The organism is Allobrachymonas sp. (genome assembly GCF_041912815.1).
Taxonomy (GTDB): Bacteria; Pseudomonadota; Gammaproteobacteria; order Burkholderiales; family Burkholderiaceae_C; genus Brachymonas.
Genome location: NZ_JAYRLV010000018.1, coordinates 14,196 through 33,141, shown reverse-complemented (window position 1 = coordinate 33,141; position 18,946 = coordinate 14,196). Strand labels below are relative to the sequence as shown.

Here is an 18,946-nt window from a genome sequence, read left to right as displayed (position 1 = left end):
ACAGCTTCAGGGTCATGCCCAAGCGCTGGGTGGTGGAGCGCAGCTTTGCGTGGCTGGAGAAGAACCGCAGGCTCTCGAAGAACCATGAGCGATGGCTCAACACCAGCTTGCAGTTCGTTCACTTGGCGTTCCTGGCTCTTTTACTCAGAAGATTGTGAACACGTTCTAAGACGAGTCGCTCAGCCCAGAACTGCCGCACTCCCTGCCAGCTCCTCTGCTTGGCAGGGACAAGGCCTCCTATCGGGCCAGGGCACGCAGGGCCTGGCGGATGCCCTCGCTGACCCCGATATCGCCCGGCAGGGCCTTGAGTGCGGCACTGGCTTCCTTGTCGCTGTAGCCCAGAGCCAGCAGCGCCTGGAGAATGTCCTGCTGGGCCTCGGTTGTCGCGCCTGTGCCGGCTGCCGGCATCGCCACTTCTCCGAGCTTGCCCTTGAGTTCGAGCAGCAGCCGTTCCGCCGTCTTCTTGCCGATGCCGGGCACCTTGACCAGCCGCGCCGTCTCCTGCGCTGCCACGGCCTGGGCCAGATCGGCCACGCTCATGCCCGAGAGAATGGCCAGCGCCGTGCGCGCGCCCACGCCACTGATGCGCAGCAGCTGCCGGAACACCTCCCGCTCCTGCGCAGTCCCGAAGCCATAGAGCAGCTGCGCATCCTCGCGCACCACAAAATGGGTCAGCAGACTCACCGTCGCCCCCACGGCCGGAAGGTTGTAAAACGTGCCCATGGGCACATCTACCTCGTAGCCCACTCCGTGACAGTCCACGAGCACCTGGGGAGGCGTTTTTTCCAGCAGCGTGCCGGTGAGTTTTCCGATCATGGGGTATCCTTTGAACCTGTCGAGCGCAAGCCCCCGCGATGATGCCACAGCCGCATCCCGCCCGCGGCGGCAGCCATGCGCCCTCTCCATCATGATCCTACGCCACAGCTTCACCCCCCTTCACAACAGCCGGCTGTCCCACCTGTGCGGCCCGCTCGACGAGCATCTGCGCACCATCGAGCGCTCTCTGGAAGTGCGCATCGCACACCGCCACGAACAGTTCAAGGTCGAAGGTCCCAAGGCCGCCGCCCACCGGGCCATGGAGGTGCTGCAGGCCCTCTACGAACAGGCCGCCCGTCCGGTGCCGGCCAGCCTCGTACAGCTCATGCTCGCCGGGGACGGCACCGAGCCCCTGCCCACCGAGGACGCCGGGCTTTCCACCCGCCGGGGAGACCTGCGTGCCCGCACCGCCACCCAGGGCGTCTACCTGCAGAACATTGCCGACCACGACATCACCTTCGGCATCGGGCCGGCCGGCACGGGCAAGACCTGGCTGGCCGTGGCCTGTGCCGTCGACGCCCTCGAACGCAGCAGCGTGCAGCGCATCGTGCTCACCCGGCCGGCGGTCGAGGCGGGCGAGCGGCTCGGCTTTCTTCCGGGCGACATGGTGCAGAAGGTCGATCCCTACCTTCGCCCGCTCTATGACGCACTCTACGAACTCATGGGGTTCGAGAAGGTGCAGAAGGCCTTCGAGCGCGGCGCGCTCGAAATCGCTCCGCTCGCCTTCATGCGGGGCCGCACGCTCAACAACGCCTTCGTCATTCTCGATGAGGCCCAGAACACCACCCCCGAGCAGATGAAGATGTTCCTCACCCGCATCGGATTCGGCAGCAAGGCCGTGGTGACGGGCGACGTGAGCCAGATCGACCTGCCCAAAGGCCAGACCAGCGGCCTGATCGATGCCGAGCGCGTCCTGCGCCGGGTCGATGGCATCTCCCATGTGCGCTTCACCAGCGCCGACGTGGTGCGCCACCCCCTGGTCGGGCGCATCGTCGATGCCTACGATGCCGCCACCAGTGCCACCCGCCGCGCCAAGGACACCGCATGACCGCCCCCCTGCCTCCGCTCGCTCTTTCGCTGCAGTTCGCCCGCCTTGCCGATGCGCCCCTGCACCGCGCGGCCCTGCCCCGCCACCATGTCATCCGCACCCTGCGTCACGCCCTGGGGCAGGACGTGCAGCATGGGGAATTCGCCGTGCGCATCGTCGATGCCGAAGAAGGGCAGACGCTCAACCGCGACTACCGGAACAAGGACTACGCCACCAACGTGCTGACCTTCGACTACAGCGGCGCGCCCATGGTCATGGCCGATCTGGTGCTGTGCGCTCCCGTGGTGGCACGCGAGGCTGCCGAGCTCGGCAAGCCCCTGGCCGAGCACTACACCCATCTGCTCGTGCACGGTGCCCTGCACGCCCAGGGATGGGACCACGAAACCGGCGAGGCCGATGCCGAAGCCATGGAAGCCGAGGAAATCCGCATCCTGGCTGGCCTGGGCATTGCCAACCCCTACGCGGACCGCTGATCCCCGGATACAGCCCCGGCGTGCTCTGGCCCCCATGCAGCAGTCAGCCGGGCATGGCGCTGGGCAATCGCGGCCAGCAGACTCTGGTTGAGCACGGCAAAGGTATGGAACTGGGAGCCATTCATGCGCCCCTCCTCGGCCATGGTCACCGCCTGACCCAGCAGCTCATCGGCCTGGGCCTCGATGTCGTCGAGCACCTCGGCATCGGCCGCCAGCCGGGCGTGGTACTGCAGCTTGAGCAGCCGGTGCGCCATGTGCACGGCCGACTCCTGCCGCTGCGACAGCAGGTAGCTCCACAGCCCCCCGATGGCCGATGCCACCATGGTCAGGAGCGTGATCCCGATATAGAAAAAATCCGAGTAGCGCTCGATGAACGTCTGCTGCTCGCCTGAATAGTACTGCCGCGCCCCCGGATGCAGCCCCACCGTGGCCGCATCGTCGGGATCGAGCGCCTCGATGGCATTGGCCGAGGGAATCTGCGCAGCCAGTGCCGTGCGCATGGTGAACAGCAGCCGCGTCAGGTCGCCCGCCGGGCCATCGCGCACCTGGCGGCTCGCCACCAGACGCTGCGTGATCGACACGGTAGAGAGATCCTCCGCCGGCCACGCCGGGTCGGTGCCGAAGGTACCTCGTGGCAGATCGGTCGCGTCGAAGGCCTGGTCGTGCGCGGCCAGCGCCTCGGCGTCTTCCACGCCGAAGAGCACCGGGCGGCTCCGGGGGCCGGTTCCCGTGGTCATGGCCGTCAGCACCCGCTCCACCATGCCGCTCTGGATCGGAGAAGCCACCATGATCGCATCCACCCGATGGGTGTCGATCACTTCCTGCAGATCGCCGTAGGTGACGGACACCACGCGCACATGGCTGCGGTCGAGCTTGTCCTTGGCCAGCAGGGCATCGAAGATGCCCGTGTTGTCGGTCGCCCCCCGCAGCACCCCTACCGCGTGCCCCCGCAGATCGGCCACCCGGCGCAGCCGGCTGCCTGCGGGCGCCACAAAGACGATGGCCGAACGGTTCAGGATTGCCAGCGTGAGTCCATCGCGCGGCATGTGGTCGCTGCGCACCACGGCCACATCGGCCTCGTGGGCATCGAGCATGGCCGCGCTCTCCACCAGATTCTGGTTGCGCACCAGCTTCAGCCGCACGGCGGCGTGCTCGGCCGTGAGCTTCTGCGCAAAGGCGTTCATGAGCCGTGCATGTTCACGGCCTTCATTGCCCACGGCCAGCCGCAGCACCGTGGGAGCCGTGAGCCAGTACCACACTCCCAGTCCGGCGCAGGCCGTGGCAATGCAGGCGGCAACGATGATCCAGGCAGGGCGCAGACGCATGGGCAACAGTCGAGAGCGAGAGGAATGGGGAAGGCAAGGACAGGCGCAGCGCCTTGCATCGGCGCCTCGTCTCCGGGAGACGCTGTCGCCGACAGGCTGCCGTGCTTTCCGGATTATGCCGGCATCATCGCCCCGATGGCCCCCAGCGCCAGCGCCACGCCCAGCCAGTTCAGCCGCCCCAGCGGTTCACGGAAAGCCCAGGCTCCCAGGAGCGTCCCGCCCACGATGACCCCCATGTTCATCGAGGAGAACACCAGCGCCGGATTGCCCGGCAAGCTCTGGTGCGCCCGGATGTAGGTATAGATGTTGGCAAAGTTCAGCCCGCCCAGCAGCACACCGGCCAGCAGATGCCCTGCTCCCCAGCGCACCCGCACCACGGCCAGATAGCCCAGCATGAGCACGCCGGCAAGCGCAAAGGCCGCCAGCAAGCCGCCCGGGAAGGCGGCCCCTGCTTTCGCCATCTGCTTGAACAGGATGTCGATCACGCCATACCCCAACAGCACGGTCAGGGGCCAGATCCAGCTCCCTGCCCCATGCCCCTTGCGGGCACCGCCCCGCCCGGAACGGGTCAGCAGGCAGGCCATGGCTCCGAGCGCCAGCCCTACCCCCAGCAGCTTGCGCGCCGTCAGGGGCTCGCCGAACCACACAAAGGCCGCCAGCAGCGGAATGATGAGCGAAAGCCGCTGCGCTGCATCCGTGCGTGCCAGCCCCGCCTCGTGCAGCGAACGGGCCAGCAGCAGGAACACCGACGGCAGCAACACCCCGAGCGCCAGAAAGATGCCCCAGGGCTGCCCTGGCTCGAACAGCCGCGGAATATCCGGGCGCAGAAGCCAGGCACACAGGGAAGACGCCACCACATAGTTCATGAAGATGGCCTGCCGCACATCCAGCCCGCGTGCCCGCCCCGCCTTGAGAAGCGCGCCCACGGCCACGCTGCACACTACACTGACTCCCAGAAACACCAATCCCGTCTGCACGGACATCTGTCTTCTCCTCTGTCTTCAGGCCCTGCCGGCCAGCACCCTTATCCTGCACATCATGCGGTGCCCCCGCACGCTGCCGCTGCACCGCCCATGCAAAAAGGCGCTGCCGGGCAAGGGCAGCGCCTTTTTGTGCGGTGAGGCAGACAGCCATCGAAAGGCTTCTGCCTGCGCCGGACAGGCTCAGTCCAGCTTGTTGGAATGGCGCCAGATGCCCATTTCTGCGGCGTCCTTGACGAGCTGGTCGCGGAAGTCGGGGTGCGCAATCGCGATCAGGGCCTCGGCACGCTGCCAGGTCGACTTGCCCTTGAGCTGGGCACAGCCGTATTCGGTCACCACGTAGTGCACCAGCGAACGCGAGCAGGTCACCACGGAGCCGGCAGACAGCGTGGGCACGATGCGCGAGGCCAGCGTGCCGTCCTTCTGCTTGAAGGTGGAGCTGATGCAGATCAGACCCTTGCCGCCTTCGGAGTTGAAGGCACCCAGGATGAAGTCGAGCTGCCCGCCGGTGCCGGAGATCTGGCGCGTGCCGGCCGATTCGCTCGACACCTGCGAGAACAGATCCACCTCGATAGCATTGTTGATGGCGACCACCTTGGGGTTGCTGCCGATCACGTTCGGGTTGTTGGTGTAGGACACCGGGAAGATCGCGGCGGCCGGGTTCATGTCCAGGAAGTCATAGAGCTTCTGGGACCCCATGGCGAAGGTGTAGACCATCTTGCCGTGGTCGATGCCCTTGCGCTTGCCGGTGATGCGGCCAGCCTCGTACATGTCGACATAGGAGTCGGCCAGCATCTCGGTGTGCACGCCAAGATCCTTGAGGTCGCTCTGAGCGATCATGGCCCCGACGATGTTGGGCAGGGCCCCAATGCCGAGCTGGATCGTGGAGCCGTCCTCGATCAGGTTCATGACGTGGTTGGCGATGCCCTGGTCGGCCTCGCTCACCGGAGTGGCCGGCAGCTGGACCAGCGGCGTGTTGGGGCCTTCGATCACATGGTCGATTTCGGAGATGTGGATGCACTCCTCCAGCCCACCCAGGCAGCGCGGCACGGAGGTGTTGACTTCCACAATGGCCTTCTTGGCCTTGCGCAGATAGGCCGGGCCCATCGAGCAGCTGGTCGACAGGTTGAAGTAGCCATGCACGTCCATGGGAGTGACCTGCACCACGGCGACATCGGGAGCGATGTACTCGTCCACGATCTTGGGGCCCTGGTGGTAGGTGAAGGGAATGTAGCTGGCCAGCCCCTTCTCGGCGCCCTTGCGAGCCAGGCCGGAGAAATGCCAGTCGTTCCAGATGAACGATTCGCGGCGCGGATCGGCCTCCACGCACTTGAGCGGCTTGACGCGCGTGGTGGTGGTCAGGAGCACATCGCGCAGGTCGTTCTTGCGCAGTGCCAGTGCGGCATCGAATGCCTCGACGTTCTGGACGAATTCGCCCATGAAAACGGTATCACCCGACTTGACCAGCGCAGCAGCCGTTTCAGCCGATACGAGTTTTTGCCGGTAAAGATCTTGGTAGCTCTGTCCCATCGTCGGTGTCTCCGTCACTAGTTAATCCGATAAATTGTAACACCACCCCCCTCTCTCCCCAGTCAGGGAAATCGTGACTTTCCAGAGTGATTTGGCATAATCGATCGATACATGACATGTGTCTGACGCACATGCCGCACCACAAGGATTTCACTCATGCCGCAATACCGTTCCCACACTTCCACCCACGGCCGCAACATGGCCGGCGCCCGCGCGCTCTGGCGCGCCACCGGCATGACGGACGGGGATTTCGGCAAGCCCATCATCGCCATCGCCAATTCGTTCACGCAGTTCGTGCCCGGGCATGTGCACCTGCATGACCTCGGCCAGCTGGTGGCCCGCGAAGTGGAAGCCGCAGGCGGCGTGGCCAAGGAGTTCAACACCATCGCCATCGACGACGGCATTGCCATGGGGCATCTGGGCATGCTCTACAGCCTGCCGAGCCGGGATCTGATCGCCGACAGCGTCGAATACATGGTCAACGCGCACTGCGCCGACGCCCTGGTGTGCATCAGCAACTGCGACAAGATCACCCCCGGGATGCTCATGGCCGCCATGCGCCTGAACATTCCCACGGTGTTCGTGTCGGGCGGCCCCATGGAGGCCGGCAAGGTCATCGCCATTGCCAACGGCAGCCAGGTGGAACGCAAGCTCGACCTGATCGATGCCATGGTCGACGCCGCCAACGACCGCATCCCCGACGCCGAAGTGGCCGCCACCGAACGCTCGGCCTGCCCCACCTGCGGCTCGTGCTCGGGCATGTTCACGGCCAACTCCATGAACTGCCTGACCGAGGCGCTCGGCCTCTCCCTGCCGGGCAACGGCTCGCTCGTCGCCACCCATGCCCAGCGCAAGGAACTGTTCCTGCAGGCAGGCCGCCTGGTGGTGGAACTGGCGCGGCGCTACTACGAGCAGGACGACGACAGCGTGCTGCCCCGCTCCATCGCCACCAAGGAAGCGTTCGAGAACGCCATGAGCCTCGACATCGCCATGGGTGGCTCGACCAACACCATCCTGCACCTGCTGGCGGCTGCCAGCGAAGCCGAGGTGGATTTCCGCATGGCCGACATCGACCGCCTGAGCCGCCATGTGCCGTGCCTGTGCAAGGTGGCCCCTGCCACGCAGAAGTACCACATGGAAGACGTGCACCGCGCCGGCGGGGTCATGGGCATCCTGTCCGAACTGTCCCGCGCCGGGCTGCTGCACGGCCATGTGCACACTGTGCACAGCCCCTCGCTCGACACGGCGCTGGCCGAGTGGGATGTCATGCGCAACAACGAGGGCAGCGCCTCCCATCTGCGCTACCTGGCTGCCCCCGGCGGCGTGCGCACCACGCAGGCCTTCAGCCAGAGCCGCAGCTACAAGTCGCTCGATACCGACCGTGCCGAAGGCTGCATCCGCGACCAGGCCCATGCCTACTCGCAGGATGGCGGCCTGGCCGTGCTGTTCGGCAACATTGCCGAACGCGGCTGCGTGGTGAAGACGGCTGGTGTCGATGAAAGCATCTGGAAGTTCACCGGCCGTGCCCGCGTGTTCGAGAGTCAGGACGATGCCGTCGAGGCCATTCTGGCCGACCAGGTCGTTGCCGGTGACGTGGTGGTGATCCGCTACGAAGGCCCCAAGGGAGGCCCCGGCATGCAGGAAATGCTCTACCCCACGAGCTACCTCAAGAGCAAGGGGCTGGGCAAGCAGTGTGCGCTGCTGACCGATGGCCGCTTCTCGGGCGGCACGTCGGGCCTGTCCATCGGGCACGCATCGCCCGAAGCAGCCGAAGGTGGCGCCATTGGCCTCATCGAGGAAGGCGATGCCATCGAGATCGACATTCCGCAGCGCCGCATCCATCTGGTCGTGGGCGATGACGTGCTCGCCGAACGCCGCAGCGCCATGGAAGCCCGTGGCAAGACGGCCTGGAAGCCGGTCAACCGCGAGCGCCACGTTTCGGCTGCCCTGCGTGCCTATGCCGCCATGACGACGAGTGCCGACACCGGTGCCGTGCGCGACGTGACGCAGGTCGAGCACTGAGCCCCTCCTGCGCCCCGTGCCATGCCACGGGCTGTATGCCGTCCACAGGCGCGGCTCCTTCGGGAGCCGCGCCTTTTTTCTGGTTCATCGAACCATGCCAGCGAAGGGGGCTCCGCCACGGACGCATCGCCTGTACGCAAGCTCTGGAGCTGGATGGCCCGGCCCGGAGTCACGGCCTCAGCCACGCGGGTGGTGCCGGGCATGCAGCGTCTTGAGCCGTTCGCGCGCCACATGGGTGTAGATGGTGGTGGTGCTGATGTCGGCATGCCCGAGCAGCATCTGCACCGCGCGCAGATCGGCTCCGTGGTTGAGCAGATGGGTGGCGAACGCATGCCGCAGGGTATGCGGCGACAGCGGCGCCTGGATGTCGGCCTTGCGCGCATACCGCTTGACCAGGTTCCAGAACATCACGCGTGTCATCGCCTCGCCTGCATGCATGCCCCGTGCCGTGACGAACACCGCATCGGACGCACGGCCGGCCAGCAGCACGGGGCGTGCCTCCTGGAGATAGCGCTCCAGCCAGCGTGCTGCTTCGTCACCGAAAGGGACCAGGCGCTCCTTGTCCCCCTTGCCGGTCACGCGCACCACCTGCTCGCCCAGACCCAGCCCATGGCGCCGCAACCCCACCAGCTCGCTCACGCGCAGCCCGCTGGCGTACATCAGTTCGAGCATGGCCCGATCCCGCAGCCCGAGCAGGGTCGTCACATCGGGCGCGGCCAGCAGGGCCTCGACCTGGGCCTCGGACAGGCTGTGGGGCACCCGCACCGGCTGCTTGGCGGCCATCAGGCGCAGGGTCGGGTCTTCGGCCCTGCGCCGATCGCGCACAGCCCAGCGGTAATAGCGCCGAAGAACGGTGAGCTTGCGGTTGGCGCTCGTGGCCTTGCCCCCCTGCAGGTACAGGGCCGCCTGGTAGTGCTGCAGCTCGGGCTCGGAAGCGGTATCGAGGGTGCAGCCTGAACCGCTGTGATGCAGCAGCCAATCGGCAAACAGGGTGAGATCGCGCCGGTAGGCGGCCAGGGTGTTGGTCGACAGCCCGTCTTCCAGCCACAGCGCGTCGACGAAGGCATCGATGGCCGAGACATCGGCGGGCACAGGGGAAGGAGCGGAAGTGCGCGTCATGGCATGATTATCCGGCGCAAGGCGTATGGGCAGATGCCTGCTGCGGTGCACAGGAGCCTATGCGCGCGCACTGCCGCCAGCGGGATCATCGGCCTCCCGCTGGCGCAGGGCCCACTGCACATGTTCGCGCACGATCGGGTCGGGATGTGCCAGATGCTGCTGCAGGGCGGCGCGCACTGCGGGCACCTGTGCCGGAGCCGCCACCCGCAGGGCGTTGCCCAGGGCCACGGCCAGATTGCGCAGCCAGCGTGCATGCCCGATGCGCCGGATGGGGCTGCCCTCGGTCCGCCGCAGGAACTCCTCCTCGCTCCACTGCCACAACGTCAGCAGCTCGGCGTGCCCGAGCCCGTGGCGTTCGTCGAAATCGGGCAGTGCGTTGCGCCGCGCGAACTTGTTCCAGGGGCACACGAGCTGGCAGTCGTCGCAGCCGTAGATGCGGTTGCCCATGCGCGGGCGCAGGTCTTCGGGGATGCTGCCCGCATGCTCGATGGTGAGGTACGAGATGCAGCGCCGCGCATCGAGCCGATAGGGGGCCGTGATGGCCCCGGTGGGGCAGGCATCGAGACAGGCATGGCAGTGCCCGCAGTGCCCCTGCTCGGGCTCCGTGAGCGGCAGGGCAAAGTCGATGTAGATCTCCCCCAGGAAGAAGGTGGACCCCGCCGTGCGGCTCAGCACCAGGGTGTGCTTGCCCCGCCAGCCCTGTCCGCTGCGCCCGGCCAGCTCGGCCTCCAGCACAGGGGCGGAATCGGTGAACACGCGGTGCCCGAAGGGCCCCACCCAGCCTGCGATGGTGTCGGCCAACTTCTGCAGCCGGCCACGGACGACCTTGTGGTAGTCCCGGCCTCGGGCATAGAGCGAAATGACGGCCTCGCCAGGCTCGGTCAGGCGCCGCAGCTCCCGCGCACGCCAGTCGGCCGGGGTGGCCGCCGGCAGGTAGTCCATGCGCACGGTCAGCACCCGCACCGTGCCCGGCACCAGTTCGGCGGGGCGGGCGCGGCGCAGCCCGTGGGCGGCCATGTAGGCCATTTCCCCATGGAAACCCTGCGCCAGCCAGGCCAGGAGACCCGGTTCGGCACTGGCCAGATCGACATCGGCCACCCCCACGTGGGCAAAGCCCAGGGAGTGGGCTGCCTCGCGGATGCACGCCAGCAGATGATCGGGAGATAATGCGGAGGACTGACAGTTCACGCCCATGATTGTAAAAACCTTCACCTGGCCAGACGAATCCGCCACCGCCGACTTTGCGGCGCGGCTGGTTGCGCAGTGGTGCAGTCTGCCCTCTCCCCTCGACATGGTGCTGCTGCTCGATGGCGACCTGGGAGCGGGCAAGACCACCCTGGTGCGCCACGTGCTGCGCGCGCTCGGGGTGCATGGCCGCATCAAGAGCCCTACCTACGCCGTGGTGGAGCCGTATGACACCGCGCTGGCGCCGGTCTGGCACTTCGATTTCTACCGTTTCAACGATCCCCGCGAGTGGGAGGATGCCGGCTTCCGCGACCTGTTTGCCAGCCCCGGGCTCAAACTGGTCGAATGGCCCGAAAAAGCGGGCCCGCTCCTGCCCGTGGCCGACTGGACGCTGCATGTGGCCGTGCAGGACGACGATGTCCGCCACGTGCGCATCGAGGCCGCCACTCCCACCGGCGAACATCTCCTGCAGGCTCTCTCATGATGATCAAGCGTCGGCATCTCGTGCAACTCGCGGGCGCCCTGATGGCGGGGGTGCATACCCTTGCGCGCGCAGCCAACATCGTGGCCGTACGGGTCTGGCCCGCACCGGACTACACCCGCATCACCCTCGAATCGGACCAGCCCCTGCAGTACAGCCAGCGCGCGATCCAGAATCCGCCCCGGCTGGCCGTGGATCTCACGGGGGTGCCGCTCACCCCTGCCCTGCGCGATCTGGTGGCCAAGGTGCAGGCCAACGACCCGAACATCGCCCGCATCCGCGTAGGACAGTACACCCCGGAACTCGTGCGCATCGTGATCGACCTCAAACAGCCGATCTCGCCCCAGGTCTTCAGCCTGCCGCCGGTCGCTGCCTATCGCAACCGGCTGGTGTTCGACCTGTTTCCCTCCCGTCCGGTCGATCCGCTGGCGCAGTTCATCGCCGAACGCGACACCGCTGCCCCTGCTCCGACTGCCCCTCCCCCCGCCCGTCCGGCAGCCCCGCCAGTGCGCCGTGGAACGCCTCCCGATGCCCTCGGCGCACTCATTGCCCGCCGCAACGGCCGTACAGGCCCCGCCCACCAGCTGCCCGAGCTGGCTGCCCTGGACGCCCCGCCACGCAGGCACAGCGCCCCGGCTCCCGCCGAGCCAGCCCCTTCCATCGAAGCCCCTGCCGTGCTCACGGGCCGCAAGACCAGCCGGCTCATCATCGTCGCCATCGACCCCGGACATGGAGGGGAGGACCCGGGCGCCACCGGTCCGGCGGGCACCCACGAAAAGGACATCGTGCTGCGCATCGGCCACCTGCTGCGCCAGCGCATCGACGGCACTACGGTCCGCGGCAACCCGATGCGGGTGTTCATGACGCGGGATGCCGACTTCTTCGTGCCGCTGCACGTGCGGGTCCAGAAGGCCCGGAGGGTGCAGGCCGACCTGTTCGTGAGCATCCACGCCGATGCCTTCATCACGCCCCAGGCACGGGGATCGAGTGTCTTTGCCCTGAGCTCCAAGGGAGCCAGCAGCAGCGCCGCTCGCTGGATGGCCAACAAGGAAAACGAAGCCGATCTGGTGGGTGGCATCAATGTGCGCAGCCGCGACACACTCGTGCAGCGTGCCCTGCTCGACCTGAGCACCACCGCCCAGATCCGCGACAGCATGGTGCTCGGCAACTCCATGCTGGGCGAAATCGGCAAGATCAACCGCCTTCACAAGGGCAAGGTCGAGCAGGCCGGATTTGCCGTGCTCAAGGCCCCCGACATTCCCAGCGTGCTGGTGGAAACCGCCTTTGTCAGCAATCCCGAGGAAGAGGCCCGGCTGCGCGATCCCTCCTACCAGGCCCGCATGGCCGACTCGCTGCACCGCGGCATCCAGGACTATTTCAGCCGCAACCCGCCGCTGGCCCGCAGCCGCACGGTCTGATGGCGGGGCTGTGTCCCCCTGCTGCCCGCGCCCTCAGGCGGTGGCGTGCAGGCCCCCGCACGCAGCCCGGATCGCGATGATCAACGGCTGCCGTTGAGCTTGACATCCGCCAGCCAGGTGTCCGTGCGGTAGCCGGCCGACCCGCGGTAGGCGCTGGCCATGTCGTCGAGAATGGAGTTGGTGTCGTCCCGCGCATGCGCTCCGCCGTGGCGCGAGAGCCGCACGCTGCGGCGGTTCTCGTAGTCGATGCAGCGCGAGGTGGAGTTCTCGAACACCATGGAAGCCCCGCGCCCGAAGCGGCGCGGCACGGTCTGGTGCAGCTGGTAGGCCATGTTCACCGGCGTCTCCGCCGAGCGCTGCACCATGTGCCCCCTGGCGTTGTAGACCGTGAAGCAGGAGGCCTGCACACCGGCCGCAGCCAGCAGGGCTGCCGTCCCCAGAATCCACTGGATGCCGATGCGATGGGTTGTGGTGTGCATGGAATGGGTCCTCCGCCTGGGTCTCTGGCCTTGTGTGTGCTGCACAGCCAGCGTGGCTCCGCTCGGGGCACGCTGCTGCTGTCTTTTGCGCTACATCATACCGTTCGCCAGAAACCTTGCGGCGGCGCCCCGGCCCCGGAGGCCCGCCGGCCGCAGGGCTGTCGGGCCTCCGCCACACCCTCGGGCGGCAGCGGTCGACGTGCCTCGCCGTCGGGCTACAGGGTCAGGATGGTGGAGCCCATGGTCTGACGCGCCTCCAGGCTCCGGTGGGCCTCGCGCACGTCCTCCAGCGCAAATCGCTGCCCGATATGGATCTGGATCCTGCCCGAGGTCACCATGCCGAAGAGTTCATCGACCATGGCCTGCACGGTTTCCCGGGAGCGCAGGTGAGTGAACAGCGTCTGCCGCGTGAGGTACAGGCACCCCTTCTGGGCCAGCACCAGCGGTGCCACCGGAGGCACCGGTCCAGAGGCATTGCCGTAGGTCACCATGAGGCCGAAGGGCATCAGGCAATCGAGTGATCCCTCGAACGTGTCCTTGCCGACCGAGTCCAGCACCAGCTTGACCTTCTGCCCGCCTGTGATCTCGCGGACACGCTCCACGAAGTTCTCGGTGCGGTAGTTGATGACGTGGGCAGCCCCCAGGCTCTGCGCCAGCGCACACTTCTCGTCGCTGCCTGCCGTGCCGATGAGCTGCAGCCCCAGCGCCCGTGCCCACTGGCAGGCAATGAGCCCCACGCCGCCGGCAGCGGCATGGAACAGCACATGATCCCCTGCCTCCACGTCGAGCTGCCCCCGCACGCGGCGCAGCAGATATTCGGCCGTCAGCCCCTTGAGCATCATGGCTGCGCCCGTCTCGAAGGAAATCCCATCCGGCAGACGGCAGACGGTCATGGCCGGCAGGGTACGCCAATCGGCATAGCTGCCGGGACTGGGCGCCACGTAGGCCACGCGGTCGCCGACATGGAGATGGCTCACGCCCTCCCCCACCGACTCCACTACCCCGGCAGCCTCCAGACCCAGCCGCAAAGGCATGGGCAGGGCATACAGCCCGGTACGCTGGTACACGTCGATGAAATTGAGCCCTACGGCATGGTGCTGCACCCGAACCTCACCGGGCCCGGGCGCCGGAATGTCGACAGTGCAGATCTCCATGGCGTCCGGCCCCCCGGGCGCGTTCACCTGCACGACACGGCTGCGAATGGATGAGGACGACATGGAGTGCTCCTGGGCTGGTATTCGATATGCGGCGATCGTACCGCGCACCGACCGCCTGGCTCCCACCCGGAACGGATATCCCCGACACCCTCAGGGCCGATGAGACGGGGGCCCTGACTCTGCCAGCCCTGTCCGGCCAGAGGCCATGCATCGATCTTTGTTACAGTCTGGGGAATGTCTGTACCCTCACACTCCGCCTCGGGCGCCCCCTCCTCTGCCTCGGCTGCGGCCACGCCCCACCTCACGGCGCGGGCGGCCACCATGCTCACGGTGGCCCCGCTGCTGTGGGCCGGCAATGCCGTGGTGGGCCGTGCGCTCAACCCGCTCATTCCCCCCGTCACCCTGAACCTGCTGCGCTGGGTGCTCGCATGCCTGATCCTGCTGCCCTTTGCCGGCGGTGTCCTGCGTCCCGGCAGCCCGCTGTGGGCGCACTGGAAGCGGTTTTCCCTGCTGGGACTGCTGGGCATCGGCTGCTACAACATGCTGCAGTACATGGCACTGCGGACCTCCACCCCGGTCAACGTCACCCTGGTGGCCAGCAGCATGCCGCTGGGCATGATGCTCGTCGGCCGCCTGTTCTACGATGTGCCGATCACGCGCCCCAAGCTGTGGGGCGCTGCCCTCTCGCTGGCCGGTGTGCTGCTCGTGCTGTCGCGGGGAAGCTGGAGCAACCTGCTGCACCTGCACCTTGTGGTGGGCGACCTGTTCATGCTGGCGGCCACACTGTGCTGGTCGTTCTACAGCTGGATGCTGATGCACACCCGCGAACCCGCCGGACTCCGCGGGGACTGGAAGGCCTTTCTGCTCGCACAGATCGCGCTGGGGGTGGTGTGGTCGCTCTTCTTCACGGGCATCGAATGGGCCGTCGAGCCCGATCTGCACATCGTCTGGAGCCCGGCCCTCTGGGCAGGTCTGGCCTACGTGGCCATCGGTCCCGCCATTCTGGCGTTTGCCTTCTGGGGCATGGGGGTGCAGCAGGCAGGCCCCACCATCGGGAGCTTCTTCACCAACCTGACGCCGGTTTTCGCGGCCCTGCTGTCGGCCTTTTTCCTCGGCGAATCGCCTGCCTGGTTCCACGCAGTGGCCTTTGTCCTGATCGTGGCAGGCATCGTGGTGTCGTCACGCCATTGAGGCCACGTCCGGCACGTCCTCCAGCCGGCGCAGCACCTTGATCCATTTGTGCGCCGGCAGGCCCCAGCGCGCCCGGATCACCTCGGCCCGCGCCTGCATCCCCTCCGGTGACGGGGCCGATGCCGCATCGCGCAGGGCCAGCACCACCGTATTGCCCTCGCGGGTAGGACGGAAGCACCACACGGCACCTGGCCCGAAGGCCCCGGCCATGCGCTGCACGCTGCGCACGAAGCTGCTGTCGCGCCCGAACAGGTTCACGGTCATGCAGCCATCGGGAGTGAGTGTGTCGCGGCAGCGGGCATAGAAGTCCGCATCGTCGAGCACCGGGGCAGCGGCTTCCTGGTCGTACAGGTCCACCTGCAGCGCATCGACCACGCCCTGCCACTCGGGCTCCGCAATGGCCAGCCCCGCATCCGCGATCCGCACCTCCAGCCGCTCGCTGTCTGCCGGCAGACGGAACCACTGCCGGCAGGCCGCCACCACCTGTGGATTGAGCTCGATGCAGCTTGTGCGCATGCCGAGCTTGCGAAAGGCGAACTTGGTCAGGGCGGCCGCCCCCAGCCCCAGCTGCAGGGCACGCCGCTCAGACACGCTGTCCGGCTCCACGAACAGCAGCCATGCCATCATGCGCTGCACGTACTCCAGATCGATGGCCCAGGCATTGCCCAGCCGCATGCTGCCCTGTATCCAGGGTGTGCCTCCAAGATGCAGATAGCGGCTGCGTCCATCCTCGGAGATGTGGACAGCGGGACAGGCGGCATCCTGCCGGGCAGCGGATGCAGAAGAGGAACGGCGTGACGACATGGCGCAGATTGTAGGGGGCCCCGTGGCGCCAGCTCCCGCGCTCAGGGCTGCATGTCGAGCCAGATGGTCACCGGCCCATCATTGACGAGCGCCACCTGCATGTCGGCTCCAAAGCGCCCCGTGGCCACGTCCGGGTGCAGGCACCGCGCCTGCTGCACCACATGGTCATAGAGCGCACGTCCCTGCGCAGCAGGCGCTGCCCCCGTGAAGCTCGGGCGATTGCCGCGCGAACAGTCCGCCGTCAGGGTGAACTGGCTCACCAGCAGCAGACCGCCCGGTGTCCCTGCGCCATCAAGGTCCCTGAGGTCGCGATTGAGACGACCTTCGGCATCGCTGAAGATGCGCAGCTTGAGCACCTTGGCCAACAGGCGATCGGCCACCGCCTCGTCATCCTGGGGCTCCGCACACAGCAGCACCAGCAGACCGGGACCGATCCGGCCTATCTCCTCGTCCTCCACCGTCACGCTGGCCTGACGCACGCGCTGCAGCAGGGCCTTCATGCGACCACCTCCGGCACGTCGGCTCCCGGCTGACAGGCCAGCAGCGCATCGCGCAGCATCGGCAGACTGTCCACACCCCAGAACAGCGCATGGTCGTCGGTGCCCTCCCCAGTCGCAGCCGAAGCCGTCTGGAGCACAAAGGTCGGCACGCCGAACACCCCCAGACGCAGTGCTTCCTCGCCCAGAGCGAACAGCTCGGCCTTCACCGCCTCTCCCGCCGGATCGCGCACCTCGGGCAACAGGGCCGTCATGGCCTGCCAGATCTCTTGCTGGAAGTCCGCATCATCGGGATCGCGTCCCTCCTCCCAGATGGCCTGAAAAAGGGTCTCACACACATACCGACTCGGCAGCCCGTGCGGACTGCTCGCCAAGGCCATGCGCAGCCACGGCAGGGAACGGAACGGATGCACCGCCGGCATGCGCATGGGCAGGCCATGCTGCCCAGCCAGCCAGAGCGTGTGCCGCCGGATCCAGTCCCGCTTGGGAGGGAGCTGCACCGGTGGCGGAGTGCCGTGAGCCTTGAGCAGCGCTCCCAGCACGACCGGCCGGTAGTTCACTCGGCACGCCAGCCCCTCCAGCGTCTGCGGCAGCAGATGGAATGCCAGATAGGCATACGGCGACACCACATCAAAAAAGAAATGAACAACTGGCATGGATGAAATCCCCCTTCCAAAAACTCTGTCCGCACAGCGCCCCATCAGCGCAACGGCCCATCAGCCGCCCGCTGCCGAATCGCTGCCCACACGGCCTGCCGCGCGACGGAGTCCATGTCCCGCCACCGCACGATCTCGTCGAGGGTGCGCAAACATCCCTCGCACCGACCAGTCGCCTCGTCGATGCGGCATTTTTTGCGACAGGGAGAAGGCACCTCGTCCGCAGAAGCTCCGGAGGGTACGGTTGTGGCAGCAGAAAGACCAGGCAAGATGGCACTCATGGGGGCATTGTGCCCGCTTCCCCCTTTTCCAGCCCCGGACATGCAGGGCCCGCGCACAGGTTTCCGAAAAAAATTTTCGGTACACCTGGCAAACCGGGCTGAAAACGTGCATAATTCATCTCTGTCGCAGGGCTCTTAGCTCAGTTGGTAGAGCAGCGGACTCTTAATCCGTTTGTCGTAGGTTCGATCCCTACAGGGCCCACCAAATACCTGCAAAGCCTGTTTCTTCATCTCGAAGAGACAGGCTTTTCTGTTTCTGGCAAAAGCACACGACACAGACACAATGCCGCCCTGCGGGGCGCGGGCGGCACGTCTTCTTCAGCTTCCGGGCAGCTCCGGGCCCAACCCCCTCTTCACCCAGCGGGTCACCTCTGCGAGATCGCGCACCACCCGATGGGCTCCAGCTGCTCGCAGCAGCTCGGGCGTCACCACGGGATTGCCTTCGCAGCAATAGCCCAGCACCTGTGCCCCGGCCGCCACGCCCGCGCGCACGCCGGTGGCCGTATCCTCGATGACCACACACTGTTCGGGCTGCACTGCCAGGGCCCGCATGGCTGCGCAGTACACGTCGGGATGGGGCTTGCTGCGCGGGAAATCATGGCCACTGAACACCCGCCCCTCGAACGCCGCCCACATGCCGGTCTTTTCCAGCTGGAGCCGGAGCTTATCCCGGTCGGCTCCCGACACGCAGGCCATGGATCGTCCCAGCGCCGCACGCGCAGCATGCACCAGTTCCGGCGCACCGGCCATGGGCTGCAGATGGGCGCGCAAGGCCACATCCCGGCGTGCCCAGAAACGATGCAGCCATTCCACCGTGAAGGGTTTCCCCGTCTCGCGCTCGATGCGAGCCGCCTCGTCACGGGTGGCCTTGCCCACGAACAGGCGCATGCACTCCTCGAGATCCATCGTCCAGCCCAGCTCCTCGAGCATGTCGCGCAGCACGCCCATGGTGAGCGGCTCGCTGTCCACGAGAACACCATCGCAATCAAACAGCAGGCAGGTCCATGCCTGTCGCGTCATCGTCATGACAGCTCCCCATCCACATAGCTCCACCGCCACACGCCCTGTGCATCGGGCTCGCGCACGAACCGGCTGCGTTCGTGCAGACGGGAAGCGCGCCCCTGCCGTCGCGAACGGGCCACGAATTCGACCTCCGCATGGCAGGCGTCTGCCACATGCACGTCCCGCACCTCCAGCCCCAGCCAGCGCACGCCAGCTTCACAGGTAAGCGTGGGTGGGCGGGTGTCGGCATGCCAGGTGTGCAGGAGGTAGTCGACATCCTCCCGTACAAACGCGGTATAGCGCGAGCGCATGAGGCTTTCGGCATCCGGAGCCGGCACGTCGGCAAAATGCCCGATGTAGCGCCCACAGCAGGCGGCCCCCGACAGAGGGCGGCCCGTTGCGGCATCGCTTCGGCCGCACGGGCAGGGGCCATCGGGCCAGACAGGAGAGGCAGGATGTTTCTTCATGCCGGGTAGTCTACC

Annotated in this window: 21 protein-coding genes and 1 tRNA gene; 8 read left to right on the top strand and 14 right to left on the bottom strand. The window is 66.9% G+C overall.

Annotated elements, in window-relative coordinates:
• A partial coding sequence (locus ACE3P9_RS11070; RefSeq protein ID WP_374492152.1) for a transposase occupies positions 1-158 on the top strand: 158 nt, incomplete at its 5' end.
• A gap of 79 nt (positions 159-237) precedes the next feature.
• Here the strand turns inward: ACE3P9_RS11070 and ruvA are convergent.
• Positions 238-816 (bottom strand): Holliday junction branch migration protein RuvA, encoded by a 579-nt coding sequence (gene ruvA / locus ACE3P9_RS11065; protein WP_374494196.1) that lies wholly within the window; start codon positions 814-816, stop codon positions 238-240.
• Between the two features lie 91 nt (positions 817-907).
• Here ruvA and ACE3P9_RS11060 point away from each other — a divergent pair, with 91 nt between their 5' ends.
• On the top strand, positions 908-1,864 hold the full coding sequence (locus ACE3P9_RS11060) for a PhoH family protein (RefSeq protein ID WP_374494193.1): 957 nt from the start codon (positions 908-910) through the stop codon (positions 1,862-1,864).
• Positions 1,861-2,337, top strand: coding sequence for an rRNA maturation RNase YbeY (gene ybeY / locus ACE3P9_RS11055; RefSeq protein ID WP_374494191.1), 477 nt, complete (start codon positions 1,861-1,863; stop codon positions 2,335-2,337). Before ACE3P9_RS11060 ends, ybeY begins: the two co-directional genes overlap by 4 nt.
• Here the strand turns inward: ybeY and ACE3P9_RS11050 are convergent.
• From ACE3P9_RS11050 to ACE3P9_RS11040, 3 genes are all read right to left on the bottom strand, one after another.
• Entirely contained in the window at positions 2,322-3,662 is a 1,341-nt protein-coding gene (locus tag ACE3P9_RS11050; RefSeq protein WP_374494189.1) for a TAXI family TRAP transporter solute-binding subunit, read from the bottom strand. The genes ybeY and ACE3P9_RS11050 overlap by 16 nt on opposite strands.
• 113 nt (positions 3,663-3,775) lie before the next feature.
• Complete coding sequence (locus ACE3P9_RS11045) at positions 3,776-4,639, bottom strand: EamA family transporter (RefSeq protein WP_374494198.1); 864 nt, start codon at positions 4,637-4,639, stop codon at positions 3,776-3,778.
• 186 nt (positions 4,640-4,825) lie between these two features.
• Complete coding sequence (locus ACE3P9_RS11040; protein WP_374494187.1) at positions 4,826-6,172, bottom strand: acetyl-CoA hydrolase/transferase family protein; 1,347 nt, start codon at positions 6,170-6,172, stop codon at positions 4,826-4,828.
• A gap of 156 nt (positions 6,173-6,328) precedes the next feature.
• Between ACE3P9_RS11040 and ilvD the strand changes: the two genes are divergently transcribed.
• Entirely contained in the window at positions 6,329-8,194 is a 1,866-nt protein-coding gene (ilvD, locus tag ACE3P9_RS11035; RefSeq protein ID WP_374494186.1) for a dihydroxy-acid dehydratase, read from the top strand.
• Between the two features lie 177 nt (positions 8,195-8,371).
• Here the strand turns inward: ilvD and xerD are convergent, their stop codons facing one another.
• Together xerD and queG are read right to left on the bottom strand one after the other, a co-directional pair.
• Complete coding sequence (gene xerD, locus ACE3P9_RS11030; RefSeq protein WP_374494185.1) at positions 8,372-9,313, bottom strand: site-specific tyrosine recombinase XerD; 942 nt, start codon at positions 9,311-9,313, stop codon at positions 8,372-8,374.
• Between the two features lie 57 nt (positions 9,314-9,370).
• Positions 9,371-10,507: a tRNA epoxyqueuosine(34) reductase QueG gene (queG, locus tag ACE3P9_RS11025; protein ID WP_374494183.1), complete on the bottom strand. Its 1,137-nt coding sequence runs from the start codon at positions 10,505-10,507 to the stop codon at positions 9,371-9,373.
• On the opposite strand from queG, the gene tsaE reads away from it, so the two are divergent.
• A complete protein-coding gene (tsaE, locus tag ACE3P9_RS11020; RefSeq protein WP_374494182.1) occupies positions 10,506-10,982 on the top strand; it encodes a tRNA (adenosine(37)-N6)-threonylcarbamoyltransferase complex ATPase subunit type 1 TsaE in 477 nt (158 codons plus the stop codon). The two genes, queG and tsaE, sit on opposite strands and share 2 nt — an antisense overlap.
• Positions 10,979-12,397, top strand: a complete 1,419-nt coding sequence (locus ACE3P9_RS11015; RefSeq protein ID WP_374494181.1) for an N-acetylmuramoyl-L-alanine amidase — start codon at positions 10,979-10,981, stop codon at positions 12,395-12,397. The genes tsaE and ACE3P9_RS11015 overlap by 4 nt, the downstream gene beginning before the upstream one ends.
• An 80-nt stretch (positions 12,398-12,477) precedes the next feature.
• Here the strand turns inward: ACE3P9_RS11015 and ACE3P9_RS11010 are convergent, their stop codons facing one another.
• Together ACE3P9_RS11010 and ACE3P9_RS11005 are read right to left on the bottom strand one after the other, a co-directional pair.
• Complete coding sequence (locus ACE3P9_RS11010) at positions 12,478-12,876, bottom strand: hypothetical protein (RefSeq protein ID WP_374494179.1); 399 nt, start codon at positions 12,874-12,876, stop codon at positions 12,478-12,480.
• A gap of 215 nt (positions 12,877-13,091) precedes the next feature.
• Positions 13,092-14,093, bottom strand: a complete 1,002-nt coding sequence (locus ACE3P9_RS11005) for a quinone oxidoreductase (protein WP_374494177.1) — start codon at positions 14,091-14,093, stop codon at positions 13,092-13,094.
• 174 nt (positions 14,094-14,267) lie between these two features.
• On the opposite strand from ACE3P9_RS11005, the gene ACE3P9_RS11000 reads away from it, so the two are divergent.
• Positions 14,268-15,224, top strand: coding sequence for a DMT family transporter (locus tag ACE3P9_RS11000; RefSeq protein ID WP_374494176.1), 957 nt, complete (start codon positions 14,268-14,270; stop codon positions 15,222-15,224).
• Here the strand turns inward: ACE3P9_RS11000 and ACE3P9_RS10995 are convergent.
• From ACE3P9_RS10995 to ACE3P9_RS10980, 4 genes are read right to left on the bottom strand one after another with little or no spacing between them, the layout of a single operon-like run.
• The gene (locus ACE3P9_RS10995; RefSeq protein ID WP_374494174.1) at positions 15,213-16,028 is read right to left on the bottom strand and encodes a spermidine synthase; all 816 of its coding nucleotides are present in this window, start codon (positions 16,026-16,028) and stop codon (positions 15,213-15,215) included. The genes ACE3P9_RS11000 and ACE3P9_RS10995 overlap by 12 nt on opposite strands.
• Before the next feature lie 41 nt (positions 16,029-16,069).
• Positions 16,070-16,528 carry a D-aminoacyl-tRNA deacylase gene (gene dtd / locus ACE3P9_RS10990; RefSeq protein ID WP_374494173.1) on the bottom strand — a complete coding sequence of 153 codons (459 nt, stop codon included), beginning with the start codon at positions 16,526-16,528 and terminating at the stop codon, positions 16,070-16,072.
• The gene (locus ACE3P9_RS10985) at positions 16,525-17,181 is read right to left on the bottom strand and encodes a 2-hydroxychromene-2-carboxylate isomerase (RefSeq protein ID WP_374494172.1); all 657 of its coding nucleotides are present in this window, start codon (positions 17,179-17,181) and stop codon (positions 16,525-16,527) included. The genes dtd and ACE3P9_RS10985 overlap by 4 nt, the downstream gene beginning before the upstream one ends.
• 44 nt (positions 17,182-17,225) lie before the next feature.
• The gene (locus ACE3P9_RS10980; protein ID WP_374494170.1) at positions 17,226-17,462 is read right to left on the bottom strand and encodes a DUF1289 domain-containing protein; all 237 of its coding nucleotides are present in this window, start codon (positions 17,460-17,462) and stop codon (positions 17,226-17,228) included.
• Between the two features lie 129 nt (positions 17,463-17,591).
• On the opposite strand from ACE3P9_RS10980, the gene ACE3P9_RS10975 reads away from it, so the two are divergent.
• Positions 17,592-17,667, top strand: a tRNA-Lys gene (locus ACE3P9_RS10975).
• A gap of 113 nt (positions 17,668-17,780) precedes the next feature.
• Here ACE3P9_RS10975 and ACE3P9_RS10970 read toward each other — a convergent pair.
• The gene (locus tag ACE3P9_RS10970; protein WP_374494169.1) at positions 17,781-18,488 is read right to left on the bottom strand and encodes an HAD family hydrolase; all 708 of its coding nucleotides are present in this window, start codon (positions 18,486-18,488) and stop codon (positions 17,781-17,783) included.
• Complete coding sequence (locus ACE3P9_RS10965; RefSeq protein WP_374494167.1) at positions 18,485-18,931, bottom strand: YchJ family protein; 447 nt, start codon at positions 18,929-18,931, stop codon at positions 18,485-18,487. Before ACE3P9_RS10965 ends, ACE3P9_RS10970 begins: the two co-directional genes overlap by 4 nt.
• Positions 18,932-18,946 lie beyond the last annotated feature (15 nt).